The sequence below is a fragment of the Actinobacillus indolicus genome (genome assembly GCF_004519515.1).
Classification (GTDB): domain Bacteria; phylum Pseudomonadota; class Gammaproteobacteria; order Enterobacterales; family Pasteurellaceae; genus Glaesserella; species Glaesserella indolica_A.
Map to the genome: position 1 here is coordinate 950,001 of NZ_CP038145.1, position 24,140 is coordinate 974,140.

Genomic DNA, 24,140 nt, shown 5'->3' on the forward strand with positions numbered 1-24,140 from the left:
TAGTCCTTAGACATTACGCGGTATTAGCTACAGTTTCCCGTAGTTATCCCCCTCCATAAGCCAGATTCCCAAGCATTACTCACCCGTCCGCCACTCGTCAGCAAGAAAGCAAGCTTTCTCCTGCTACCGTTCGACTTGCATGTGTTAAGCCTGCCGCCAGCGTTCAATCTGAGCCATGATCAAACTCTTCAATTCAAAAAGTTTAATCGCTCAATATGTACTGACTATAAAAAATCACATTAATATGAATTTCAAGTTAAGCACTTATCAAGACTTCAAAATTAAAAAAATATTTTCAAACAAAGTCAATCAACAAGTGCCCACACAGATTGTCTGATAAATTGTTAAAGAGCAAAAAAGAACGACGCACTGTCAAATTTAACTACTCACAACAGCGCGTCGTTGTGTGGTGCGCATTATAGAGAAATCTCAAACCAACGCAAGTACTTTTTTTAAAGTTTTTTTCTAAATGTTTTGTTTTTCACCAAAAATTAAAAACCACAAGATGTAACCTATTGATTTTAAATAAAATTATTTTTCAACAAAATTCAGTATATTTAAGCGTTTAAATCCCCAATTCTGCATTACCTTTTCTCTTTTTAGGAAGTCTTCATTATTTTGCGTACAAAATGCCTGATTTTCTTTGTTTTCGTTATCCACTTTAATCTTTACATCTTGTAACAAGCTCACCACACGGTTCGCAATCCCATTGCCTGGATCAACAAAAAAACTCACTCGTGGTAATAGTTGTTGCAACTCTTCTTTGACTAATGGGAAATGTGTACACCCTAAAATCACCGTGTCTAATGTCGGGTGTGATTGCCATTCTGCAACAACTTTTTGCAGACGTTGCATATCCACCGAACCCGTTTGCTGTTTTTCTTCGACAATTTCCACCAAGTCCGTTGAACCAATACGTTCTACCACACACTCTTTTGCATAGCGTTCAATCAACTCATCAACATAAGGGCGTGTTACCGTGCCTTTGGTTGCAAGCAAGCCAATGGTTTTAGTTTGGGAAATTTGGGCAGCAGGTTTAATCGCAGGCACAGTCCCGACAATCGGCATTGCAAACCGTTCTCGCAAGGCAGGTAGCACCACCGTACTGGCAGTGTTACAAGCGACAACCACCATATCAAGCGGATAGTTTTCTGCAATTTTTTGCACAATACTCACCGCTCGTTCGATCAGCACCGCTTCTGATTTTTCAGAATAAGGGAAATACGCATTGTCAAAACAGTAGAGATAATGGGCATCTGGCAGACTTTCACGAATGGCATCGTAAATAGTCAAACCGCCCATTCCTGAGTCGTAAAGAAGAATTGTTGGTTTCATTATATTTCGTACTTAAAGAAATTCGGACGAATGCTACGCCTTTCTTGATGTGGTTTCAAATGAAAATTGTGGCAAAAACAGCTCTCGAATTTCTAACGGATAACCTTTGAGTAGCAACGTTGAACGGCGAGCATATAAGCCTGTCTGTTTGTCTTGACACCATTCCAAAGTTAAACGCTGTGGATTTTGTGGGAACAGCCACAAACCAATGGGATTATCCCCTAGGGTTAAAACGGCTTGTGCCACATTCTTAATCGTGTCTTCCGCTAATAATGTTTGAGCAAAAATCCACGCATTGTCGTCACCGTTTAACACCACTTCTCGCACCCACATTTTTGCAAAATGTTGCTCAAAACCGACCGCTTGCCAGCCCTGTTGCACCACATCAACGGATAGCCTTTGGCAAATTTGTTGCAACTTTTCAGTTAAAGAGTTCGTATGTAACAGCCATTCTGCAACTTGGCTTGGCAAACCCGTTTCCGCCGTTTGCCAAGCAGATGTGGCTAATAAGGTTCGATACTGCTCGAAATCCTGCATTTAAGCCCCTAGCTGTTTGAGCAAAATCTGCTCTAACACATCATAGCCTTGCTGAGTAAAGTGCAATCCGTCGTGACACAGATTTAAGTCCAATTTGCCTTCTTCGTTAGCAAAGACATTCCACGTTTTCACATAACGAATATCGGCAGGACAATGTGCTTCAAAATATTGATTTAACGCCAAAATTGCAGGGTTATCCGTGGTTGCAATGTTATTCACAGGGGTGGCTTCTAATAAATAGTAGCGAGATGTCGGAGCTAACGTTTTAAAGGCAGACACAATCTCATTAATCCAGTCTAACACTTGCTTCGGCGAATAATCAGGTTCTTTTACAATGTCATTCACCCCTAAAAAGATAAACACATCTTCGCCTAACTGTTTGATTAAATTACCTTTAACAATCACATCAAGGTATTGACGGGTGCTAGTACCAGATAACCCTAAATTTGCCACCGTTTTACCTGCAATATTCGGCGTGCCTTGTTCCATATCAGACCACATATCAAATAGTGAGTGACCAACAAGGGTAATTTGAGCTGTTTTATCAAACTCAGCCTGTTTGCTTAATGCTCTGTCTAAAATATCTTGATCTGTTTTCATTAGTTCTCCTTTTTGTAAAAAATTCGCAAATCTCACCGCTTACGCATTGCTATAAACCGTCTTTTCATCAAGCCAACGGCGAATTAACAGTTTAGCTGTATCGGGATATTTCAAAGTTAGCTGTTTGGCGTAGTTCTGCACCAACGGGATCATTTTACGATCTCGCATTAAATTCGCAATTTTGAACTCCGCCATACCTGTCTGTTTTGTGCCTAACACTTCACCCGGTCCACGAATTTCCAAATCTTTTTCAGCAATCACAAAACCGTCTTGACTATCTCTCAGCACCTGTAACCGCTTAGATGAAATTTTACCCAATGGAGCTTTGTACATCAAGACACAATGGGAAGCCGTCGCTCCACGCCCAACACGCCCACGCAGTTGGTGCAACTGTGCCAGCCCCAAACGCTCCGAGTTTTCGATAATCATCAAACTGGCATTCGGCACATCTACACCGACTTCAATCACCGTTGTTGCCACCAATAAATCAATATTTGCTGCCTTAAATTCCGTCATAATCGCTTGTTTTTCTTGTGGTTTCATTCGCCCGTGAACCAAGCCAATCCGCAAATCGGGCAAGACACGTTGTAAATCTTCGGCAATCGCTGCTGCCGCTTGTGCTTCTAACACTTCCGACTCATCAATCAGCGTACAAACCCAATAGGCTTGGCGTTTTTCATTTTTACAGGCTTGATAAACACGGCGAACCACTTCATCTCGACGATCTTCCGAAATCGCCACCGTCGTAATCGGCGTTCGCCCCGGGGGAAGCTCGTCAATAATGGATGTATCTAGATCCGCATAGACGGTCATCGCCAAGGTGCGTGGAATAGGCGTTGCGGTCATAATCAACTGGTGCGGATAGATATCGCCCTTCGCCCCTTTTTCGCGTAAGGTTAAACGTTGATGCACGCCGAAACGGTGCTGTTCATCAATAATCACAAGAGCAAGATGATGAAATTCCACCTGATCTTGAAACAGGGCGTGCGTGCCGATAATCATCTGCACATCGCCATTTTTAATCGCTTCCAACTGTGCCGTTCTCGCTTTACCTTTCACCTTGCCAGCTAACCAGCCCACTTCAATCCCAAACGGTTTGAGCCAATTGGCAAAATTATGGGCGTGTTGCTCGGCAAGGATTTCGGTCGGCGCCATTAACGCTACCTGTTTACCATTGTCAATCGCCAGTAGTGCTGCCAATGCTGCCACAAGGGTTTTGCCTGAACCCACATCGCCTTGCACCAGTCGCATCATCGGGAAAGGTTTCGCCAAATCCTGTTCAATCTCTGCGGTTACACGACTTTGGGCGTTGGTCGGCTGAAACGGCAAAGTCGCCAAAAAGCGTTGTTTTAAATCGGTTTGATAACGTAGCGGTTCAGCAAAATGTTGTTGCACGCCCATTCGCACCTGTTGCATTGCCAAATTATGTGCCAACAACTCTTCAAAAATCAGCCGTTTTTGTGCAGGGTGTTCGCCTTTATCTAACAATTCAGACGACACACTCGGCGGCGGTCGATGTAACAACTGCAAGGCTTCTTTTAAGCTATATTTATGCGGATTAAATTCATCGGGAAGTAATTCTGCCACTTGCACACGCTCAAGTAACGCCAAGGCTTGATCGGTTAATTTACGCAAAGAAGCTTGTTTCAAGCCTTCGGTTGTTGGATAAATCGGTGTCAATGTTTCCGCCAGTTCAAGCGGTTGGTTTCCCCGAATAATTTGATATTCAGGATGATGAATTTCTGCCATAAAACGACCGCGTTTAATCTCGCCAAAGGCTTTGACCCTTACGCCAGTCGCCAAACTGTTTTTCATTCCCGCATTGAAATTAAAGAATTTCAGGGTAATTTTGCTTGTTCCGTCAGAAATCGTGGTACTTAAAATCGGACGACGACCGAATTGTACTTCCGTCAGTTGCACAAAGCCTTCAACCGTCGCAAAACTTTCAGGACGAACATCCGCAATCGGCGTGATCCGAGTACGGTCTTCATACCGCATAGGCAAATGGAATAGCAGATCTTGCACGTTATTAATGCCGATCCGACTGAGTTTCTCTGAAATCGCCGCTCCAACCCCCGAAAGGGCGGTTAGCGGTACACCGTCTAATAGTTGTTGGCTCATTGCAAAATTTTTGTAAGAAATGACCGCTTGATTGTATAAAAGAACAAAGGGTGCCGCAATGGCACCCTGATAGGATTTGCAAATTATCCAGCTGATCTCACCGCTTGTACCACGCCGGTAAGATGGCTGAGTTTAGCTAAAATGTCATTGAGATGGGCTTTATCTTTTACACTTACTAGCAATTTCACTTGATACACACCACCTTCTCGCTGTTGGCTGTGAATATCAAGGATATTGCTGTTCATTTTGGCAATCGCAGAAGTAATCCCTGCAAGAATGCCTTGTTGATTGAGAATATCGACCACGATTTCTGCTTCAAATTCAACGGATTTATCTTTGGCAATTTCCCAACTTACAGGCATATAGTGACGATGATCGGTGACGGCATCTTTTACATTTTTGCAGGTTAAACAGTGAACCATTAGCCCTTTGCCCGAACTGATATGAGCGATGATTTCATCCCCCGGCACAGGCAAACAGCATTTCGCAAAGCTAATCAAACCGCTATCTACACCCTGAATTGCAAGGGGTTGATTATTTTCGGGGTTGCCGTCCGTATCAATCTCTAGAGTTTTACCTGATAAACGTTGAGCCACCACGCCACTAATCTGATTGCCCAAACCGATTTCGGCTAACAGATCATCAAACTGCTCTAACTTCAAATCCGTCAGTACATTTTCTATTACAAGCGGGTCAATTTGCTCAAAACTTTGCAAATTGAGTGACAATAATAATTGTCGTCTACCAAGTGAAATCGCTTCTGTACGTTGCTGGCGTTTTAAAGTATTTCGAATACAAGAGCGTGCTTTTGCCGTCACTACAAAGTTTAGCCACAATGCATTTAAACGTGGACTTTCTGCCGTTTGAATTTCAATGGTTTGCCCTGATTGCAACGGTTGAGAAAGTGGATACGGCTGATGATCGACCACTGCACCAATACAGCGGTCGCCCACATCGGTATGTACCGCATAGGCGAAATCCACTGCCGTCGCATTGGCTGGAAGCTGTACGATACGACCTTTCGGGGTAAAGACGTAGATGTCGCTTGAGAACAGATCGGATTTAACGTTTTCGATAAACTCCGCTGAGTTGCCTGCACTTTGTTGCATTTCCACGATACTTTTGAGCCATTGCTGCGCACGGACTTGTACACTCATATTGGCTTGCTCTTGATACCCCCAGAAAGCCGCCACACCAAGACGTGCAGCCTGATCCATCTCTTCTGTACGAATTAATACATCCACAGGCACACCTTTATGCCCAATCATAGAAGTATGCAACGATTGGTAGCCATTGGTTTTCGGCACTGCAATATAATCTTTGACTTGGAATGGGCGTGGTTTATACAGACTATGCATTTGCCCTAAAACACGGTAGCAGTTATCAATGTTATCCACGACAACTCGGAATGAGTAAATATCTAAAATAGAATTAAAACGTTGTGCTTTTTGGCGCATACGTTCGTAAAGATAGTAGAGATGACGCTCTTTACCATAAACTCGCGCTTTGATTCCAACTTCTCCTAAACGAGCATGGATTTCTTCAGAAATGCGCTGAATCATCGCTTGGTTTGATCCCCTTGCTGTATCAACTGCCATTTTTAACACACGATAACGGTGGGGATACATCGCTTCAAGACAGAGATCTTCTAATTGATTTTTTAAATGTTCAATACCCAAACGGTGAGCCAATGGTGTGTAAATTTCGAGGGTTTCCTTCGCAATACGTTGGCGTTTATCAGGACGCAACGCCCCAAGGGTTTGCATATTGTGGGTACGGTCGGCGAGTTTGATTAATACCACGCGAACATCTTTGGTCATCGCCAAGATCATTTTTCGGAAATTTTCGACCTGTGCTTCTTGACGGGTACGGAACTTTAATTTATCTAGTTTCGATACACCTTGCACAATTTCAGCAGTACTGGTGCCAAACTCTGCGGCAAGTTGCTCTTCCGTGTAAGGTGTATCTTCAATCACATCGTGCAGTAGTGCTGCCATTACCGCTTCATGATCAAGTTTCATCTCAGCAATGATGCACGCTACAGCAACAGGGTGAGTAATGTAAGGTTCACCACTTGAACGGAATTGCCCTTCGTGTGCATGTTTTGCTACCACAAAAGCACGTTTAACCATTTCTATTTGATCAGCGGGTAAATACCCTTGAATCACACGATCAAGACTTTCAAACAGTTCCACTTTCTACTCCACCACAATGACAACAACTTAGATATTAAAGATAGATAATGTATAACGAAAAATGGACAATGAAAAGGGTAAATCCCCCATTTCATTGTCCATTTTCAACTTAACTTGATCTAATTATGAATTCGCTTGCACATCTGCAAGGAAAGAAATCGCTTCTTTTTCTGCAACTTCTTGAGCAATCGCATCAAATTTTTCTTGTTGATCCATAATTTGATTGTTGATTAAGCCTTCTTCGATCTCACGTAATGCAATCACCGTTGGCTTATCACCTTCTTCTGGGACTAACGGTTCACGTGTGTGAAGCTGTAATTGTCTTGCACGGCGAGCTGCCGTTAAAATCAAATCAAATCGGTTGCCAACTTTCTCTACTGCATCTTGTACGGTTACACGAGCCATGCTTTACTCCAAATTTTGCAAAATTCTGAACTTATAAAAGGTTGGAGATTATACAGAAGTTGTCTGATTGTCGCAATCAAATTACACCTTCATAAAAAAATTAACTTTTTTAAAAAAATTTTTATTTCTTAAGTTTTTTTTAAGATTTGCTTGGTTTAATACACATCAACGAAGGGCAACCGCCTTTCGCTATAAACATCATAACTATTTAAAATACACATTGGAGTAATCTATGAAAAAAGCAATTATCTTAACCACTTTATTAGCCGTTTCTACTGTAACTATGGCAAAAGGCGATGGCGATGATCGTCACCGTGGTGGATACCATGATGGCAAAGGTCAAACCCAACAAGGTTTCTTTGATGAAAGCCTTGCGGTAAAAACCGTTGCTGATGCCTTAAAAGCAAGTGACGACACCCCTGCATTATTAGAAGGTCAAATCGTTAAACAGCTTGATAAAGATGAATTCACCTTTAAAGATGCAACAGGCGAAATCACCATTGATGTCAGCAAACGTGCATGGCAAGGTCAAAACATCACCCCACAAGATACCATTCAAATTCGCGGTAAAGTCGATAGCGAATGGGGTAAAACAGAAGTGGATGTAAAACAAATTACGAAGAAATAATTTTCTTCAATACAAGCGGTCGGATTTGTGGAGAAATTTGCAAATCCGATTTTTATTTGTAAAAACAATTATCAAAAACATCTTACTGTATTTTTATAAAAATTTTATATAAAACAGTGAACATTATTTCAAATTACATCTCTAAGCTACGCAGTATTTTTTGATAAGGTTTATCTATGTTATCTTTTCTCTCGAATTGGAAATTATCTTCAACAACACTTAATTTACTTGTTTCCCTCTATTTTACCCTTGCATTAAATATTGGGTTTTACGAACAAGTTTTAGTAGCTCAACCCTTTACTGGACAACCAGAAAGTTATTTTTTATTAACAATTCCTTTCGTTTATTTTTTTGCACTAAATATTATTTTAAATATTTTATCTATTCCTGTATTACATAAAATTATTATTCCACTTTTAATTTTAATTAGTGCAGCAATCAGTTATAACCCACTCTTTTTTAATATCTACTTTGATGTAGATATGCTAAATAATGTATTACAAACTAATTTTGCAGAAAGCTCTCGAACATTAACCCCTTCCTTTTTATTATGGTTATTTTGTTTAGGTGTTATTCCAACTTTATTATATTTAGCGGTAGAAATTGAATATAAACCTTGGTGGAAAGAATTATTATCTCGTTTAGTGAGCATTATAATTTCTATTATTGTTATTCTCGGCGTTGCTAAATTTTATTAGCAAGATTATGCCTCTTTTTTCCGTAATAATAAAAGTTTGCCACATTTAATTACGCCCTCTAACTTTGTCGCATCGAGTATTAAGAAAATTCGTCATGCTTACCGTGATAATTTGCCATACACTCAACTTGGGCTTGATGCGACATTAGCAAAACCCGATGACTATCGCCATGTTTCAATCCTTGTTGTAGGTGAAACCACTCGCGCACAAAACTGGGGATTAAATGGCTATGCTCGTCAAACAACGCCTAAATTAGCTGCGCGTGGTAATGAAGTGATTAACTTTACCGATGTGAACAGCTGCGGCACGGCAACCGCTGTTTCTGTTCCTTGTATGTTCTCTGCATTAACCCAAGAAGAATTCAGTAATGCAAAAGCTTATAAACAGGACAATTTATTAGATATTCTGCAACGTGCTGGCATGGATGTAGTATGGCTAAATAATAACAGTGACTGTAAAGGTGTCTGTGAACGTGTGCCAACGAAAAATATTATTGAATTAAACTTACCTGAATTCTGTCGTGATGGGGAATGTTTAGATAATATTTTATTACCTGAGATTGATAAGGCATTAAAAGAATCTACCAATAAAGATATTGTAATTGTTGTTCATACCATGGGAAGCCACGGTCCGACTTATTATGAACGTTATACAGATAAAGAAAAAATCTTTACGCCAACTTGCGATACTAATGAAATTAGTCGCTGTACTAACGAAGAGCTAGTTAATACTTACGATAACGGTATTGTTTATTTAGACCAATTCTTAGATAACATTATTTCTATGTTAGAAAAACATAAAAAATGGGAAAGTGCCTTATATTATGTTTCAGATCACGGTGAGTCTTTAGGGGAAAATGGTTTATATTTACATGGTGCGCCTTACTCTATTGCGCCTGAATACCAAACAAAAGTCCCTATGATTATGTGGTTCTCAAAAGAGTGGGTGAAAAATGAACCTTTCGATTTAAATTGTGTGAGAGAAAATGCGAAAACTAAAACCTATTCTCACGATAATTTCTTCCACTCGGTAATTGGTTCAACAGATGTCAATTTATCGCTATCAACTTATCGTAAAGAGTTAGATATTTTAGGTCAATGCCGTAAATAATGCGGTGATTTAAAAAGACAAGCGGTCGGTTCTTGCAATGATTTTGCAAATACCGACCGTTTTTTTATGATGTAGTTAGGCTTTTTTCACGCCCGTAATGCGACACCACTCTTCTTTTTCCACCACAGGATCAAGCACAAAGGCATCTTGATAAGCTTCGCAAACCGATTCCGCTTGTGTTGCTAAAATCCCCGAAAGCCCTAAATCCCCTTCGGGTTTAACAAGCGTGATAATTTGTGGTGCAAGTTCTTTTAACGGCCCTGCTAAAATATTCGCGACCACCACATCTGCAATTAAATCTTTCGGCTGATCTTTTGCAAGAAATAGCTGTAATCTATCCGCTACCCCATTTGCTTCAGCATTATTTTGGCTGGCTAAAATTGCCTGTGGATCGATGTCAATACCAATCGCCTGTTTTGCCCCTAATTTAAGGGCGGCAATCGCCAAAATCCCTGAGCCACAACCGAAGTCAATTACGGTTTTACCCGTTAAATTTAAACCATCTAACCACGCTAAACAAAGTGCAGTGGTCGGGTGCGTTCCCGTACCAAACGCCAAACCGGGATCTAACATTACATTGACTGCATTCGGATCAGGCACTTCACGCCAACTTGGGCAGATCCACAAACGCTTCCCAAATTGCATCGGGTGGAAATTATCCATCCATTCCCGTTCCCAATCCTTATCTTCGATTTGCTCAATTTTATGTGCAAAATCGGCTAAAACCAATTTGCTTTCCACCAATGCCGATACAATCGCTTTCATATCGGTTTCCGCATCAAATAATGCCACCACATCAGTATTACCCCAAAGGCGGGTCTCCCCCGGTAACGGTTCAAAAATCGGCGTATCTTGGCTGTCCATAAACGTCACGGACACCGCCCCAATCTCTTCTAAAAAATCACTGATCTGCTCAGCTTCTCTGTCTGTACTATTTAAACGAATTTGTACCCAAGCCATTTTGTTTTTCCTCTTAAAAATTACTCTCTCTCGCTTGCGGGAGAGAGACAGCTCAAAATAGCATTAGGCTATTTTGAGCATAGAGAAGGCAAACAAGCGGTTATTTTTCCACATTATTTTACTCAGCCCTCTCCCTCCGAAAATCCTACGGATTTTCTCCACCCTCTCCCGTAAACGGGAGAGGGAACCGAATGTTATCCCCTTCCCCCCACAGTAATCTTATCCAACTTCACCGTAGGTTGCCCAACGCCAACAGGTACAGATTGTCCTTCTTTACCACAAGTGCCGATACCTAAATCCAGTTCCATTTTTTTGCCGACCATTGACACCTGTTGCATTGCTTCGATACCACTGCCGATTAAGGTGGCTCCTGTGACTGGTTTGGTGATTTTGCCTTTTTCGATTAAATAGGCTTCGGACGTTGAGAATACGAATTTGCCTGAGGTAATGTCCACTTGTCCGCCACTGAAGTGGGGGGCATATAAACCAAATTCCACGGACTCGATCATCTCGTCGAACTCGTGATTGCCTTCTGTCATATAGGTGTTGGTCATACGGGGCATTGGTAAGTGAGCATAAGACTCACGGCGACCATTACCTGTTGGGGCAACGCCCATTAAACGAGCATTGAGCTTATCTTGCATATAGCCTTTTAAAATCCCGTTTTCAATCAATACATTACGTTGTGAAGGTACACCTTCATCATCAACGGTAATCGAACCTCGCATATTCGGCACAGTGCCATCATCGACAATGGTACAAAGCGGTGATGTGACAAGTTCGCCGATTCTGCCTGTGAACATTGATGACTCTTTGCGGTTAAAATCGCCTTCTAAACCGTGTCCGACCGCTTCGTGCAGTAAGATCCCTGGCCAGCCAGCACCCAGCACAATCGGCATTGAGCCAGCAGGTGCAGCGACTGCACCTAAATTCACGACCGCTTGTCGTACGGCTTCTTTAGCAAGATAGACAGCACGACTGTCGCCTGTGTGGTGTGGTGCTAAGAACCATTCTAAGCCAAAACGTCCGCCAGCCCCTGCACTGCCTCGCTCACGTTTACCGTTCTGTTCTACTAACACTGAAATAGATAAACGTACTAGTGGGCGAATATCCGCTGCCAAAGTGCCGTCCGTCGCGGACACTAACATTTCTTCATACACGGCAGATAGATTTGCATTCACTTGAATGACACGGGGATCTTCAGCTCTCGCCACTTTATCGACTAAGTGTAATAGTTCAACTTTCTGCTCACGACTTAAGGTATCAAGGGGATTGATCAAAGCGTAACGTTTGATAGCGGTTGTTTCTTTGAAAGGTTTTACCAACAACCGACCGCTTTCTTGCGTAATACTACGAGCTGCCATTGCACACTGCTCAAGCTGGTTGAGCGAAATTTGATCGGCATAAGCAAAGCCCGTTTTTTCCCCTGATACCGCACGCACGCCGACACCACGGTCGATATAAAAACCGCCTTCTTTGATAATGCTGTCTTCTAGCGACCAACTCTCATCTTGGCTAAATTGAAAATAGAGATCTGCATAGTCGATTTGGCGGCTGGAAAAATGATCTAACACTTTCGTCAGATCGGATAATTGAAGTCCGCTTGGTAACAGCAAACTGTTTGAAACTTGGTTTAACATTGGTTTTCTCTAAATAATGATAAGCGGTGAGATTTTAACGGATTTTTACAAATGATAGGGAAATTTTTAGGGGAAAGATGATTTGTGATATACTTCGCACGATTATCTGTTTTATCCAAGAAGTTTTACAATGCGAGATCCTCTTCAATATTATTTCCTTGAAATGCGAGAGCATTACCTACATGTGCCTTACCTCAACCAACAACGCCGAATCCGTGTGCTTTTACCCAAAGGGTATCGTGAAGAAGCAGGGCATTATCCTGTGTTATATATGCACGACGGACAAAATATTTTTTATAGCAAAGAATCTTATTCAGGGCATTCTTGGAAAGTAATTCCGACCATTAAGCACCATAAAGAATTTCCAAAGATGATCATTGTTGGCATCGACAATGCAGGCCCTGATCGCCTTGATGAATACGGCCCATGGCGAACAGACACAGGCTCTACCCCGGAAACCCAAAATGCTGGGGGATATGGAATGGCGTACGGGCGTTGGGTAGTCGAAACGGTTAAACCTTTTATCGATCAGCACTACCGCACCAAACGTGATCGTGATCATACTCTACTTGCAGGTAGCTCAATGGGCGGTATTATCACTGCCTATATGGGAGCGGAATATCCCGAAGTATTCGGGCATTTAGGGGTGTTTTCCCTTGCTTCGTGGTTTAGCGAACCTGCTTTTATGGAATTTATTCATACACACCCACTTAACCGCTCAAGTAAAGTGTTTATTCAAGTGGGAACAAATGAAGGCGATGAAGTGGATTCACATTTTATTTCAAATATGAATCAGGCTTATATTGACTGTACGTTGCATTATTACCAAGCACTGATCCGAACAGGACACCCTATCGATAATATTCGTCTAAAAATTATGGCGAATGAAATCCACCACGAAATGCACTGGGCGGATCATTTTGTCGAGTTTTTACGGTTTTCGTTAATGCATCAATAATGACAAGCGGTGAGATCTAAAAGAAAATTTGCAAAATTTTATTCAAATCTCACCGCTTGTAGCACATAAAGAAACACACCTTGCGGTGTGTTTTTTCTTAAATAATCCCTTGCTCTTCCAACTTCCCAAGGAAATAAGGCATTTGCAGACGCCATAAAGGCCAGTCGTGTGCCATATCGTGTCCCCAGTAGTCGAACCAGCCTTGAATACCTTTGCCATTAAAAGCATCTTGTAGGCGACGGGTGTCTTCAACGTGTTGTGCTTCCCACGCACCTTGTCCTACGGCAACGATATAATGATTTTGACGATAACGATCTAAGAACCAGCTATCGTGTTGATTCCAAAGGTAATCAATCGGTGAATTGATATAAACTGCCATATCGCCGTGGAACTCTTTGGTAAAGAAACGAGCGTCGTAAACGCCACTTAAAGCAATCGCTGTATCAAAGAGATCTGGATGGCGTAATGCAAAGTTAATCGTATGGTAAGCTCCCATACTGCAACCTGTTGCGATCATCGCTCCCCCCCACTGAGATTCGTGGCGAATTAACGGGACAAATTCATTGATGATATAACGGTCGTAAGCGTTGTGAGCCTGCGCCATATCGTGTCCCGATTTCCATTCGGCAAGCCAAGATTCGCTGTCGAAAGAGTCTGGGGTATAGAATTTAATTAAGCCACGATCAATAAAAGAACGACAGGCTTCGATCATACCAAAATTACCGTATTCATTTTGGTTTCCACCTGATGATGGGAATACGATAACAGGTTTGCCTGCGTGTCCATAGACGTTGAAATGCATTTCACGTCCTAATTCACCACTCCAGTGGCTACGTCTTTCAAAGTGCATTTTTATCCTCTTACAATTAAAAATCCCCTCTTTTTGATTATTGTTCCGTAGGGACGCCACGCTTGGCGTCCGTAACAAACGGTCAATCTTGTAATTAAAATGGACGCCAAGCGTGGCGTCCCTACAATAATTTTCAAAGGGGGACGCTGTTTAAATTACTGCTTCTCTTGAGCAAAGCGTGCAATTTCACGCATTTGTTCCATTGTTTCAGTACGAGCCAAAATACCGTGTTCACCCATAATTTTAGCGAAAACACCTGGTACGGTTTGAACGCTGATAATATTACCTGCGTATTTTTGGCATACTTCATCAATGGTGCGTTTGTAGTTTTTATTCGCTTTACGCGCGATATAAACCACATTCCAAGGGTGTGTAATGTTTGAGTAAAATTTGTTCTCTTTAACGATATTCGCGTACTCTCTGAATACGTCAAAATCGTTTGCATAGTTCCACATATCAATAGTTAAACCACCTGGTGGACGGCAGTTGATTTCAAGTGGCATTAATTCACCCGTTTTTTTCACACGGAAGTATTCAAAGTGGAAGAAACGTTCACGGACTTTGAATGCGTCCACACATTTCTGACCGAGTTTAACTAAATCTTCTTTGATTTCGCGTGGAATGTAGTAGAACATATCGTTATCTTTTTCGACCGTCTCTAATACTACTTCAGAATACTCAAGGCTTGAGTAGAACACGATATTGCCGTCTTTATCGGTTAAGCCGTCAAAGGTCACGATATCGCCTTCGATAAACTCTTCCATAATGTATTCAACGTGGGCATTTTTATAACCAAAGAAAGCTTCTAGTTCGTCTGCCGATTTGATTTTGTAGGTATCGCTCGCCCCAACACCTGAGTTTGGTTTGATGATCACAGGGAACTTTAGTTCTTTAGCCAGTTTGCGTGCATCTTCATCGTCTTTAAACACACGACCTTTCGCCACTTTTAAGCCTGCTTTGCGGAACACTTCTTTCATCTGAGCTTTAGTTTTGATTGCCAACATATCTTCATTTTTATAGCCAGGTACGTTGAAATCGGTACGCAATTTTGCGTCTAACTCAAGCCAGTATTCGTTGTGCGACTCAACACGATCAATGCGACCATATTTGTGAGCAAAATAGCCAACCGCACGGTAAACTTGTTCGTAGTCTTCCATATTATCGACACGATAATACTCCGTTAGCGAGTTACGTAAGCCTTCGCTTAATTGCTCGTAAGGTGTGTCTGCAATCCCCAAAGTATTAAACCCACTTTCACGCAATCTGACCGCAAAGGTTTCAAAATTGGTTGGAAAGTGAGGGGAAATCATCACAAAGTTCATTGGTTTGGACATAGTTCTTCCTCTAAATTTGAACAAATTATAATAAGAATGTGTAAGCGGTGAGATTCTAATCGAAATTTACGAAAATGAATACGGAAAAAACAAAAAGCAGTCACTTTCAGGGAATATTTTGTATATTTGATTGTTCGTATTTTTCGGATAATTTATCCTCGTTTTTTAAGCATTTCAAGCCAATTCCGCGTAAAATAAGCATATCTTTATTTGCGGAGAACACCATGCATTCCATTACCATTTATCACAATCCCAAATGTGGCACATCACGCAATACCCTTGCTTTAATTCGTCATTTAGGCATTGAACCCAATATTATTTATTATCTCGACACGCCACCAGATGAAACCACATTACGCCAGCTATTACGCCAAATGGCGATCACACCACGTCAGCTACTTCGAACCAACGTACCGCCATATATGGAAAAAGGGTTAAACTTTGTCGCCCATCAGAACTGTTCTTGACAATTTCACCTGTTCGATTAACAACAGATTTTGTTAAAGAAGACGGAGAAGTGATTAAAGCAGAAGGTTAGCAAGCGGTGAGATCCAGCCTATTTTTTGCAAATTTCTGGGATGATCTGCCCGCTTGTCAAAACTAAAAAGAAGAATTCGGTTCATTCAAAAAAGCGATTTCGTCTGCTGTGGAGGTTCTACCTAAAATTGCATTGCGATGCGGATAACGCCCGAAGCGGTCAATAATCACTTTATGCTTAATTTCAAATTCCAAAGCGTAAGGATTATCGAGTTTTCCAAATAACGCTAACGCTTGTTCATGAATGTACGCCGATTCAGAATGCATATAAGGCAATAATAAGCAATGCTTTTCTTTGGTTGTCAGTAACTCAAACTCAGGTAACGCCACCGCGGTTTGTGCCAAGACCAGCGCCATACCATCTTGGGCAAAGGCTTGTGGCGTATCACGATATAAATTGCGAGAGAACTGATCTAAAACGATAATTTCCGCTAATCTGCCGTAAATGGTACTGCGCCAAGCGTCCAGTTCACCTTGTGTCGCTCGTGTTAAGGTATCGGCAAAACGTTGGCGGATATCGTTATCAAACGCCTCTGATTTAGCAAACCAATATTGTTGATGTTGCTCGTCATACCAAAAATCCAGTACCGCTTGAGCCTCTGGGTGAGTTGTTGTCATCGTTATTCTCCAAATAAAAAGTTGTGCTATTTTAGGCTCAAATCCTAAAAGTACAAGCGGTGGGATTCAGACTAAATTTTGCAAAAAATAGGCGGAATCTGACCGCTTGTTTCCATTATTCCCTATATCGAGGGTACTTCTGTTTATCTTCCTCTGTAATCGCTCTCACTACTCGGCATGGGTTTCCAACGGCAATAACGCCAGCTGGAATATCTTTAGTAACCACGCTACCAGCGCCAATAATTGTATCGTTACCGATGGTTACACCTGGGAGAACGACTACATTGGCGCCGATCCAGACATTGTCTCCAACCGTAATCGGTAAGGCAATTTCTAAGCCTTGATTACGTTGCTCACTATCAAGTGCATGACCTGCCGTAGAAAAAACACAGTTTGGTGCAATAAACACATAATCACCAAAAGTGATCGGCGCGGCATCTAGTAAAGTACAGTTATAATTGCTGTAAAAATAGCGACCAAGCCGTACATTAACGCCGTAATCGCAATAAAATGGTGGCGTAATTACCGTATCTTCTTTTATCTCGCCAAATAGTGCTTGCAAAATTGCCTGACGTTTTGCGGTATCGGATGGTTTGCAATGATTAAATTCAAAGCAGAGATCTGCAGCCTTGAGTCTAGCGGTAATCAAAGTGTCATCATAATTTGCATCATATAAATAGCCTGCTTGAGCTTTTTCCCATTCTGTCATGTTCGTTCCCTTGTCTAATCGACGTATCTCTATTATAGGCTAGCCTAATGAGGAATAGAAAGAATGCCTATTGAACTTCTTATATTAAATCCAGTCTTAGCAACGGCGACTCATTAAGAGTAACGCTATTTCTAATATATTGATAAAGGTAGTAAATATGAAAATGTTATCAAAAGCGACATTATTGGCAGCAACATTAGGCCTCTTCACCACCTCTGCATTTGCAGCTTCTATTCCAAGTGAAATTTATCGTCCAAGTGGTGAATTAATCAAAGCGGACAGACAAGGAAATGGTGAATATGAAGTTGAATATCGCCTAAAAGGCAATGATGTCCGTGGATTAGCGAAGAAAGTGATTGCCCATGCGAAAAGAAATGGATTCCGCCTTGAAGAATCTGATATTGAACGTCGCGATGCCGATTTAAAATTTAAGCGTGGTGATCAAGAACTTGATGTACAAATCGAAGCAAAAGATCATAATCGTATTGAATACAAAGCAGATTTAGACTTAGATAAAAACTAATTTTGCATTTTTTAGCCCAAAAGTAACCGCTTGTAGAGCACAAGCGGTTATTTTTTATAAGGCATCTACATAATCAACTAACAGTTTACCATCACCATACAACAACTGGCTTGGCACAATATGCAGTCGTTCGTCTTTTTCTACGATTAACTGTGGCACACCTTGCACACCGCAATGGTTAGCGAGCTGTTGCCCGAATTGAAGACGTTGTGCTAACGCCGTTTGGGTAGATTGTTCGCAAAGTAATGGTACAGCTTGGCTAAGATTGAGCTTGTGCAACACCTGTTCAATCACCGAAAAATCCGCATTATCCAAGCCGTCCACATAACGTGTCGTCTGCAACGCTGACAACACTGCAAGCTCTTTTTCTGGAGCGATTTGTTGCACCACCGTTAAAGCCTGCAAGCAGTTTGCCGAATTAAACTCGCCTTGCCCTTGCAATACATTTTCCAAATACGCCTGACTAAACGGCTGACCGGTCAATTTTTCAATCCGTTGATCGTTACTCCACGCATAGCGGGCGAAATCGGCGTCCATTTTACGACCGCTTTGGTAAAACAAGCCCGTTGGCATGAGTGTAAGCGGATAGATTTCATTCAGTTTTTGCAATGTCGCTGACGCCCCATAACACCAGCCACAAAGTGGATCGAATAAATAATAAATTTTCATTAAAACATTCCACGTCCGCTTTCTGTTTTTTCAGGCACCGCTTGGATTACGTCCCAATGTTCTACGATTTTTCCGTTTTCATCGAAACGGAAAATATCCACCACCGCTTCGCCTTTATCTTTTTCATTGAGCTGGCTGTGAACGTGTAATGCTACTAAATCGCCGTCCGCTAATACACGTTTAACTGTTGCTCGCGAAGTTGGGTGTTCTTTCAAAAACGGAGCAAAAGCATCAATAAAGGCTTGACCACCATCGGCTACACTTGGGTTATGTTGCAAATACTCTTTGCCGATATATTTATCCACTGCTTCTTGTAATTGATGTTGGTTAAACGCCATTTCATAGAACGCCAAAGCATTCGCTTTGTTTTGCTCTGGTGTAGTTTGTGCCATTGCAACAGTTGAAGAGAAAAGTGCGGTTAAAAGTAAAAGAGATTTTTTCATTTTGTTTTCCTTTTGTTGGGTTATACATTCAGCTTGATTGCTATTGATGGTGTGCATTTTAATGAAATAAAAAGAGAGAAAAATAGCGATTTTAGAATATAATTATTTCTGATTAAGAAACAAAAAGGATAACTATGGACAAACTCACCGCTATCAAAGTCTTTCTGACCGTTGCCGAAACAGGCAGTTTTACCGCTACCGCAGAACAGTTAGAGATTTCCAAACCGATGATCAGCCGTTATGTTGCTTTAATGGAAGAATGGCTGAATGCACGACTTTTTCAGCGTTCCACCCGCAAAGTAGCCCTGACAGACGCAGGCGAGCAAGCGGTGCTTTTCTGCCAAAAAATTGCCAATCTAACCGCAGAAATGGAACAGGAAATGATGGCACAGCAAGGCGAACTACGTGGTGTGTTGCGTGTAACCAGCAGCCAAACTTTCGGGACGTATCATTTGGTGCAAATAGTCAATCGCTTTTTGCAGTTGCACCCGAAATTGAATATTCAACTGTTGCTTAACGATCAACCAATGGATTTAATCAGCGAACGGATCGATCTTGCCATTCGGATTACCAACACGCCCGATCCGAATTTTATCGCCCGAAAACTTGCCGATTGCCATTCATTGCTGGTGGCAACGCCTGATTATTTGGCAAAGTTCGGCACACCAACGCAGCCCGAAGATTTATATCAACATCACTATTTGTCGCACCACAACATCAACCGAAAAGCGTGGAAATGCACGCAAGGGGAACAAGAAGTATTGCTCGACTTAAACAGCCGTTTCACCACCAACGACACCCAAGCCCTGCTCAACTCCGTTCTGGACGGCAACGGCATTGCGATGTTGCCAAAATATATGCTGGAAACCGAACTGCAACAGGGCAAACTGCAAGCCGTCCTACCAGACTGGCAACTGCCGACATTCAGCATTTATGCGATGTATCCGTCAAGAGACAAACTCCCCCTTGCCGTGAGAAAATTGATTGATTTTTTGGTGGAGAAATTTGAAGGGAAAGCGTGGTAGGGGGCGTTTGCTAATGCACTACTACCCCTTCAACAAAATAAAATGCTCCACTAAACGGATCATCAACTCTTTTTGTTCAGGCAAACTTTCTGCCACCAACAATGCAAGAGCAACCAAGGTATTATCATTAATCAACTCATTCACAGGTTTAGCAAGCAGGGCTTGATTTTGGTGCAAATACCATAAAAACAGGAAAGAACCCGTGCGTTTATTGCCGTCTGCAAGCGGGTGGTTTTTGATCACAAAATACAACAAATGAGCCGCTCGGCTGGCTATATTCGGATAAAACCACTCTCCGCCAAAGCCTTGTTCAATAGTCGCAATCGCCGATGCCAAGCCATCACTTCGCAACTGCCCGAACAACTCGGTTGCCTCGCCTTTGGCAATCAGCTCTTGTTTTAATTGCGAAATAGCAGTTAAAACATCTTCAAATACCAAGGGCTTCATTTCAGGCTGCTGCACCGAAATTGCCGCTAGATTTTGCTCATCATACGCCTGCAACAAGCTCCAAGTTCTCGCATAGCCCTGCACCACACCAATAACTGCCTTACCTTCATCACTAATCAAGGCTTGGTTAGTCAGCGTTTGACTTAACAATGCCACCGCTTGACTAAACTCCACGCCTTTTTCCTGCAAGCGTTTTTGGTTAATCGCATAACCTTGCACCAAAAATTGTTTCAAAGTTTGGGTTGCCCATTGGCGGAATTGTGTCGCACGCTTAGAGCTAATTCGATACCCCACAGAAATAATGGCATCAAGGTTGTAGTGTTTTCGTTTACGAGAAACCGTTCTTTCACCTTCAATTTGAACTTGTAAGAAATCCTTACAAGTTGAATTTTCATCAAGCTCTTGTTCGGCATAAACATTTCTCAGATGCATTGTTATGTTCTGAGCCTTAACCCCAAATAAGCTTGCCATTTGAGATTGCGTAAGCCACACCGTCTCATTATCCAATGAAACCTGTAAGGAAATTTTGCCGTCTGCGGACGTATAAAGTTGAATTTGGTTTTGCATTATTGATCCTGTTGAATTTGAACTTGTAAGAAATCCTTAGCAGTTAAAATTTAATCAATTATTTGAGTTGTTGCATTTTTTGCAACGGTTAAATTTTGACGTAAACATAGAATAAAACCGCAATCAAGAAAACAACAAGCGGTGATTTTTTCGAACAAGATCACAAAAAGAAAATTTTGGACAAAAAAAGTGTGTTTATACGCCCCCTAAAAATACTGGCAAATCGCAAAATCTCATCAAAATCCGACCGCTCTTTCTCTTAAATCGGCAAAGCCCTACGTTGTAAAACCTCTTTCATAACCAATGTGGAAGTCAGGCGATGAATGGACGGCAAATTAGACAAACGTTGGTCATACAACTTTTGAAATGCGCCAAGCTCGGTGGTAACAATATGCAAAATGTAATCGTGCTCGCCGAATAGCCGTTGAGCTTGGATAATTTCAGGAATGTCCGCTAACGCATTTTCAAAGGCAATAATGCTCTCTTGGTTACCGTCTTTCAGCACCACAAACACAATAGCGGAGAAATTCAGCCCGACCGCTTGTGGATTAATGTTTGCTTGATAATCTCGGATGATGCCGTCTTGTTCCAACTGTTTAACACGGCGTTGGCAAGGCGACAGGCTGATCCCAACTTTCTCACAAAGCTCCGTTAAAGAAATTCGCCCATTTTTCTGCAATTCCGCAATAATTTTCTTATCTATTCTATCCATGCGCAATTTTCTTCTAAAAATAAGCTAAAGTTTAGCAATCTTCGCAAACACTTTCCAGCCCCAAATTAGTACAATTTTCTGCAATTTCAAACGATTTAAGGGAAATGTATGGACAGCACATTATTTGGATTTTGGACGTTATCGCTTTCATTAACCTGCGTACCGGGTTTAGATTGGGCGTATTTGATTTCTGCAGGTTTGCAAAAACGTGTATTGCCTGCCTTGTGTGGAATGTTGTTGGGCTATTTGCTGGTCATTTTATTGGTCGCAGCAGGATTAGGGGTCGTCATCGCCTCCTATCCGCCGTTATTGCATTTACTGAATTGGATAGGGGCTGCCTATTTAATTTGGATCGGCATACAAATTATTCGCACGCCTGCCACTGTCGCTGAAACAGATCTCTCACAAGATTTAGGGCGGAAATGGCTATTCAAAGGTATCGCCGTGAGTGGTTTAAATCCAAAAGTACTGCTAATGTTTTTAGCCATCGTACCGCAATTTTTAACTTTGCAATCTGATTGGTCAATGGCAAGCCAAACGGTGTTATTGGGCGCACTCCACATTCTCAACTGCTCGCTGATTTACCCCTTTGTAGGCATCGGCGCAGGCATCGCCCTCCGCCACCACCCGACTTTAGCTAAAGGTATCAGCCGTCTTTCAGGCATATTAATGATCGTAATTGCGGTGAGAATGTTGGTAGAACAGGGGATTAACTAAACAAGCGGTCGGGTTTTCTGAATTTTTTGCAGATTGCAAAATCTTGTGAAAATCCCACCGCTTTTTCCTAAGATCTCCCCGTATTCAACCCTGCTTTGCCGTTTTCCCAAAGTGCTTTGAGCAACACTTTCCACGGCGAAAGTTTCGGATTTGGCTGTTTGCCACTGCCGATTAACGCCATTTGTGCCATATACCAATCCATTTCCAGCACCGCACCAAGTTTGTTATCCACTGGGGCGAAACCTGTTTTTATGCGGTTGGTCACGATGGTTTGATAATTGCCTTGTTGAATTTGGTTCGGTAAATCGGGTTGTAAGGCAAAAGGTCGGGCGATGCCGATAAAATCCAGATGTCCACTTTGCAGTGCCTCATTCATTGCATTTTCACTACGGAAACCGCCCGTGATAATCAGCGGCACGTTGCAGACGGCACGGGCTTTTTCGGCATAATCCAAGAAAAACGCCTCACGCTTTTGCGTGCTGGCTTTGGCGGTTAGCATTTCGGGGCTTTCATAGTTGCCGCCTGAAATCTCAATAAAATCAATGCCTAATTCCGCCATTTTTTGCACTACTTGAATGCTGTCCGTTTCGTCAAAACCGCCTTTTTGGAAATCCGCCGAGTTGAGTTTTAAGCCGACCAAAAATTCAGGCTGCACCACCGCACGAATGGCGTGGTAAATCTCCACTAAAAATCGCATACGATTTTCAAGACTGCCGCCCCATTTATCTTCACGGCGGTTGTGGTGCGGCGATAAAAATTGACTGATTAAATAGCCGTGTGCGGCGTGAATTTGCACGCCCGAAAATCCGGCTTTTTCGGCGATTTTTGCGGTGGTGGCAAATTGCTGAATTAAGGTATCAATTTCAGATCCAGTTAAGGCTCTGGGTGGATTGATAAAGCCGTCCATTCCCTGCAACGCCACCGCACTTGGTGCCACAGGCGTTGGCGACAACACTTTTGGCGACTGTTTGCCTGCGTGGTTAATCTGCATAATCAGCAACGTATCGTTTTGCGTGCCAGCCTTCGCCCATTGTTGCAAAATCGGCAAACTGCGTTCGTCCGTAAGTACCACATCGTTTATCGAGCCTTTGCCGTTTTTAGCAACCATCACATTGCCCGTCACCAACACGCCAGCGCCACCCTTTGCCCAAGTGTCATAAAGTTGCACCAACGGCATTGTCGGTTGGTTTTGTTTGGCAAGTTGTTCTTCCATTGCGGATTTGAAAAAACGGTTTTTGGCTGTTTTGCCGTTAGAAAAGGTAAAAGGTTGAAATAGCATAAAATTCCTTATTGAGATTATAGGTTTAAAAATATAAACCCATTTGGGTAAAAAATTACGGCTAAATACCAGCAACTCTAGCAATAGCCGTGTTAGGTAATCATAAAAATTAGCTAGTCGTCCAATGGTTTAATACAACCATCTGCAATAAACGATGCCATCAAACGCCGAAAACGCTCGCCGACTTGTTGTAGGCTCACGGTGTAATAACGCTCTTTGCCTTGCTGATCAACACGCACCAAACCTGCGTCTAACATAATTTTGAGATGATGCGACACCGCAGGGCGTGATAAATGCAGTCGTTCGGTCAAATCATTGACATTCAAGCTACCGTTTTCAAACAAAATATGCAAAATCATCAAGCGGTTTTCATCGCTTAACACAGTAAAAGTCGGAATGCACTCACGCAAAATATCAACGGTTTTTTGGCTCATATTTGTTTATAGGTTTAAAAATTTGAACACATCTTAAATGTGGTAGCGTAAATTGTCAAGCGGTCAGATTTTCTGAAAATTTCGCAAAT

General features: G+C 42.0%; 24 protein-coding genes, 1 rRNA gene and 1 pseudogene (1 of these 26 only partly in view). 7 read left to right on the top strand and 19 right to left on the bottom strand.

Annotated elements, in window-relative coordinates:
- The 7 genes from EXH44_RS04570 to rpoZ all read right to left on the bottom strand — a co-directional run.
- Positions 1-195, bottom strand: a 16S ribosomal RNA gene (locus tag EXH44_RS04570); it reaches 1,344 nt to the left of the window's first position.
- Between the two features lie 336 nt (positions 196-531).
- Positions 532-1,335: a glutamate racemase gene (murI, locus tag EXH44_RS04575; protein ID WP_162856462.1), complete on the bottom strand. Its 804-nt coding sequence runs from the start codon at positions 1,333-1,335 to the stop codon at positions 532-534.
- Positions 1,336-1,368: 33 nt separating this feature from the next.
- Complete coding sequence (locus EXH44_RS04580; protein ID WP_162856463.1) at positions 1,369-1,872, bottom strand: chorismate--pyruvate lyase family protein; 504 nt, start codon at positions 1,870-1,872, stop codon at positions 1,369-1,371.
- Positions 1,873-2,472: an SGNH/GDSL hydrolase family protein gene (locus tag EXH44_RS04585; protein ID WP_162856464.1), complete on the bottom strand. Its 600-nt coding sequence runs from the start codon at positions 2,470-2,472 to the stop codon at positions 1,873-1,875. It abuts the gene before it with no gap.
- Positions 2,473-2,511: 39 nt separating this feature from the next.
- Positions 2,512-4,593, bottom strand: coding sequence for an ATP-dependent DNA helicase RecG (gene recG / locus EXH44_RS04590; RefSeq protein ID WP_162856465.1), 2,082 nt, complete (start codon positions 4,591-4,593; stop codon positions 2,512-2,514).
- An 83-nt stretch (positions 4,594-4,676) separates the two neighbouring features.
- Positions 4,677-6,788 carry a bifunctional GTP diphosphokinase/guanosine-3',5'-bis pyrophosphate 3'-pyrophosphohydrolase gene (gene spoT, locus EXH44_RS04595; RefSeq protein ID WP_162856466.1) on the bottom strand — a complete coding sequence of 704 codons (2,112 nt, stop codon included), beginning with the start codon at positions 6,786-6,788 and terminating at the stop codon, positions 4,677-4,679.
- A gap of 123 nt (positions 6,789-6,911) precedes the next feature.
- On the bottom strand, positions 6,912-7,193 hold the full coding sequence (rpoZ, locus tag EXH44_RS04600) for a DNA-directed RNA polymerase subunit omega (RefSeq protein WP_162856467.1): 282 nt from the start codon (positions 7,191-7,193) through the stop codon (positions 6,912-6,914).
- 232 nt (positions 7,194-7,425) lie between these two features.
- Between rpoZ and EXH44_RS04605 the strand changes: the two genes are divergently transcribed.
- Together EXH44_RS04605 and EXH44_RS04610 are read left to right on the top strand one after the other, a co-directional pair.
- Positions 7,426-7,821: a YgiW/YdeI family stress tolerance OB fold protein gene (locus EXH44_RS04605; RefSeq protein ID WP_135675288.1), complete on the top strand. Its 396-nt coding sequence runs from the start codon at positions 7,426-7,428 to the stop codon at positions 7,819-7,821.
- 176 nt (positions 7,822-7,997) lie between these two features.
- Positions 7,998-9,629: pseudogene (locus EXH44_RS04610) on the top strand (phosphoethanolamine transferase).
- Positions 9,630-9,704: 75 nt separating this feature from the next.
- On the opposite strand, the gene prmA reads toward EXH44_RS04610, so the two are convergent.
- Together prmA and tldD are read right to left on the bottom strand one after the other, a co-directional pair.
- Positions 9,705-10,589: a 50S ribosomal protein L11 methyltransferase gene (prmA, locus tag EXH44_RS04615; protein ID WP_162856468.1), complete on the bottom strand. Its 885-nt coding sequence runs from the start codon at positions 10,587-10,589 to the stop codon at positions 9,705-9,707.
- 194 nt (positions 10,590-10,783) lie between these two features.
- Positions 10,784-12,229, bottom strand: a complete 1,446-nt coding sequence (gene tldD / locus EXH44_RS04620) for a metalloprotease TldD (protein ID WP_162856469.1) — start codon at positions 12,227-12,229, stop codon at positions 10,784-10,786.
- A gap of 130 nt (positions 12,230-12,359) precedes the next feature.
- Here tldD and EXH44_RS04625 point away from each other — a divergent pair, with 130 nt between their 5' ends.
- Positions 12,360-13,187: an alpha/beta hydrolase gene (locus EXH44_RS04625; RefSeq protein WP_162856470.1), complete on the top strand. Its 828-nt coding sequence runs from the start codon at positions 12,360-12,362 to the stop codon at positions 13,185-13,187.
- Positions 13,188-13,284: 97 nt separating this feature from the next.
- Here the strand turns inward: EXH44_RS04625 and EXH44_RS04630 are convergent, their stop codons facing one another.
- Positions 13,285-14,037 (bottom strand): esterase family protein, encoded by a 753-nt coding sequence (locus EXH44_RS04630; protein ID WP_135675276.1) that lies wholly within the window; start codon positions 14,035-14,037, stop codon positions 13,285-13,287.
- Positions 14,038-14,192: 155 nt separating this feature from the next.
- A complete protein-coding gene (locus EXH44_RS04635) occupies positions 14,193-15,371 on the bottom strand; it encodes an ATP-grasp domain-containing protein (RefSeq protein WP_162856471.1) in 1,179 nt (392 codons plus the stop codon).
- A gap of 224 nt (positions 15,372-15,595) precedes the next feature.
- On the opposite strand from EXH44_RS04635, the gene EXH44_RS04640 reads away from it, so the two are divergent.
- Positions 15,596-15,838, top strand: coding sequence for a thioredoxin domain-containing protein (locus EXH44_RS04640; RefSeq protein ID WP_425266857.1), 243 nt, complete (start codon positions 15,596-15,598; stop codon positions 15,836-15,838).
- Positions 15,839-15,971: 133 nt separating this feature from the next.
- On the opposite strand, the gene EXH44_RS04645 is transcribed toward EXH44_RS04640, so the two are convergent.
- Entirely contained in the window at positions 15,972-16,526 is a 555-nt protein-coding gene (locus tag EXH44_RS04645) for a DUF924 family protein (RefSeq protein WP_162856472.1), read from the bottom strand.
- A 115-nt stretch (positions 16,527-16,641) separates the two neighbouring features.
- Positions 16,642-17,235: a sugar O-acetyltransferase gene (locus tag EXH44_RS04650; protein WP_162856473.1), complete on the bottom strand. Its 594-nt coding sequence runs from the start codon at positions 17,233-17,235 to the stop codon at positions 16,642-16,644.
- Positions 17,236-17,392: 157 nt separating this feature from the next.
- On the opposite strand from EXH44_RS04650, the gene EXH44_RS04655 reads away from it, so the two are divergent.
- On the top strand, positions 17,393-17,758 hold the full coding sequence (locus tag EXH44_RS04655) for a hypothetical protein (RefSeq protein ID WP_162856474.1): 366 nt from the start codon (positions 17,393-17,395) through the stop codon (positions 17,756-17,758).
- A 54-nt stretch (positions 17,759-17,812) separates the two neighbouring features.
- Here EXH44_RS04655 and EXH44_RS04660 read toward each other — a convergent pair whose 3' ends face one another.
- Entirely contained in the window at positions 17,813-18,427 is a 615-nt protein-coding gene (locus EXH44_RS04660; protein ID WP_162856475.1) for a DsbA family protein, read from the bottom strand.
- Positions 18,427-18,870 (bottom strand): nuclear transport factor 2 family protein, encoded by a 444-nt coding sequence (locus EXH44_RS04665; RefSeq protein WP_162856476.1) that lies wholly within the window; start codon positions 18,868-18,870, stop codon positions 18,427-18,429. The genes EXH44_RS04660 and EXH44_RS04665 overlap by 1 nt, the downstream gene beginning before the upstream one ends.
- 134 nt (positions 18,871-19,004) lie before the next feature.
- Between EXH44_RS04665 and EXH44_RS04670 the strand changes: the two genes are divergently transcribed.
- The gene (locus EXH44_RS04670) at positions 19,005-19,895 is read left to right on the top strand and encodes a LysR family transcriptional regulator (protein ID WP_162856477.1); all 891 of its coding nucleotides are present in this window, start codon (positions 19,005-19,007) and stop codon (positions 19,893-19,895) included.
- A gap of 21 nt (positions 19,896-19,916) precedes the next feature.
- Here EXH44_RS04670 and EXH44_RS04675 read toward each other — a convergent pair whose 3' ends face one another.
- Together EXH44_RS04675 and EXH44_RS04680 are read right to left on the bottom strand one after the other, a co-directional pair.
- Complete coding sequence (locus tag EXH44_RS04675; protein ID WP_162856478.1) at positions 19,917-20,909, bottom strand: virulence RhuM family protein/type II toxin-antitoxin system death-on-curing family toxin; 993 nt, start codon at positions 20,907-20,909, stop codon at positions 19,917-19,919.
- A 259-nt stretch (positions 20,910-21,168) separates the two neighbouring features.
- Entirely contained in the window at positions 21,169-21,621 is a 453-nt protein-coding gene (locus EXH44_RS04680) for an Lrp/AsnC family transcriptional regulator (protein ID WP_162856479.1), read from the bottom strand.
- A gap of 108 nt (positions 21,622-21,729) precedes the next feature.
- On the opposite strand from EXH44_RS04680, the gene EXH44_RS04685 reads away from it, so the two are divergent.
- On the top strand, positions 21,730-22,338 hold the full coding sequence (locus tag EXH44_RS04685) for a LysE family translocator (protein ID WP_162856480.1): 609 nt from the start codon (positions 21,730-21,732) through the stop codon (positions 22,336-22,338).
- Between the two features lie 67 nt (positions 22,339-22,405).
- Here the strand turns inward: EXH44_RS04685 and EXH44_RS04690 are convergent, their stop codons facing one another.
- Complete coding sequence (locus tag EXH44_RS04690; protein ID WP_162856481.1) at positions 22,406-23,617, bottom strand: NADH:flavin oxidoreductase/NADH oxidase family protein; 1,212 nt, start codon at positions 23,615-23,617, stop codon at positions 22,406-22,408.
- Positions 23,618-23,730: 113 nt separating this feature from the next.
- Positions 23,731-24,051, bottom strand: a complete 321-nt coding sequence (locus EXH44_RS04695) for an ArsR/SmtB family transcription factor (protein ID WP_162856482.1) — start codon at positions 24,049-24,051, stop codon at positions 23,731-23,733.
- Positions 24,052-24,140 lie beyond the last annotated feature (89 nt).

Excerpts from the sequence above, each read along its gene's own strand:
- EXH44_RS04685 (WP_162856480.1), top strand. The coding sequence starts at position 21,730 with ATGGACAGCACATTATTTGGATTTTGGACGTTATCGCTTTCATTAACC.
- EXH44_RS04605 (WP_135675288.1), top strand. The coding sequence starts at position 7,426 with ATGAAAAAAGCAATTATCTTAACCACTTTATTAGCCGTTTCTACTGTA.
- EXH44_RS04665 (WP_162856476.1), bottom strand. The coding sequence starts at position 18,870 with ATGAAAAAATCTCTTTTACTTTTAACCGCACTTTTCTCTTCAACTGTT.
- EXH44_RS04625 (WP_162856470.1), top strand. The coding sequence starts at position 12,360 with ATGCGAGATCCTCTTCAATATTATTTCCTTGAAATGCGAGAGCATTAC.
- prmA (WP_162856468.1), bottom strand. The coding sequence starts at position 10,589 with ATGGCTTGGGTACAAATTCGTTTAAATAGTACAGACAGAGAAGCTGAG.
- EXH44_RS04640 (WP_425266857.1), top strand. The coding sequence starts at position 15,596 with ATGCATTCCATTACCATTTATCACAATCCCAAATGTGGCACATCACGC.
- rpoZ (WP_162856467.1), bottom strand. The coding sequence starts at position 7,193 with ATGGCTCGTGTAACCGTACAAGATGCAGTAGAGAAAGTTGGCAACCGA.
- EXH44_RS04680 (WP_162856479.1), bottom strand. The coding sequence starts at position 21,621 with ATGGATAGAATAGATAAGAAAATTATTGCGGAATTGCAGAAAAATGGG.
- EXH44_RS04670 (WP_162856477.1), top strand. The coding sequence starts at position 19,005 with ATGGACAAACTCACCGCTATCAAAGTCTTTCTGACCGTTGCCGAAACA.
- EXH44_RS04585 (WP_162856464.1), bottom strand. The coding sequence starts at position 2,472 with ATGAAAACAGATCAAGATATTTTAGACAGAGCATTAAGCAAACAGGCT.
- EXH44_RS04630 (WP_135675276.1), bottom strand. The coding sequence starts at position 14,037 with ATGCACTTTGAAAGACGTAGCCACTGGAGTGGTGAATTAGGACGTGAA.
- EXH44_RS04580 (WP_162856463.1), bottom strand. The coding sequence starts at position 1,872 with ATGCAGGATTTCGAGCAGTATCGAACCTTATTAGCCACATCTGCTTGG.
- EXH44_RS04650 (WP_162856473.1), bottom strand. The coding sequence starts at position 17,235 with ATGACAGAATGGGAAAAAGCTCAAGCAGGCTATTTATATGATGCAAAT.
- tldD (WP_162856469.1), bottom strand. The coding sequence starts at position 12,229 with ATGTTAAACCAAGTTTCAAACAGTTTGCTGTTACCAAGCGGACTTCAA.
- EXH44_RS04695 (WP_162856482.1), bottom strand. The coding sequence starts at position 24,051 with ATGAGCCAAAAAACCGTTGATATTTTGCGTGAGTGCATTCCGACTTTT.
- recG (WP_162856465.1), bottom strand. The coding sequence starts at position 4,593 with ATGAGCCAACAACTATTAGACGGTGTACCGCTAACCGCCCTTTCGGGG.
- EXH44_RS04660 (WP_162856475.1), bottom strand. The coding sequence starts at position 18,427 with ATGAAAATTTATTATTTATTCGATCCACTTTGTGGCTGGTGTTATGGG.
- murI (WP_162856462.1), bottom strand. The coding sequence starts at position 1,335 with ATGAAACCAACAATTCTTCTTTACGACTCAGGAATGGGCGGTTTGACT.
- EXH44_RS04675 (WP_162856478.1), bottom strand. The coding sequence starts at position 20,909 with ATGCAAAACCAAATTCAACTTTATACGTCCGCAGACGGCAAAATTTCC.
- EXH44_RS04645 (WP_162856472.1), bottom strand. The coding sequence starts at position 16,526 with ATGACAACAACTCACCCAGAGGCTCAAGCGGTACTGGATTTTTGGTAT.
- EXH44_RS04655 (WP_162856474.1), top strand. The coding sequence starts at position 17,393 with ATGAAAATGTTATCAAAAGCGACATTATTGGCAGCAACATTAGGCCTC.
- EXH44_RS04690 (WP_162856481.1), bottom strand. The coding sequence starts at position 23,617 with ATGCTATTTCAACCTTTTACCTTTTCTAACGGCAAAACAGCCAAAAAC.
- EXH44_RS04635 (WP_162856471.1), bottom strand. The coding sequence starts at position 15,371 with ATGTCCAAACCAATGAACTTTGTGATGATTTCCCCTCACTTTCCAACC.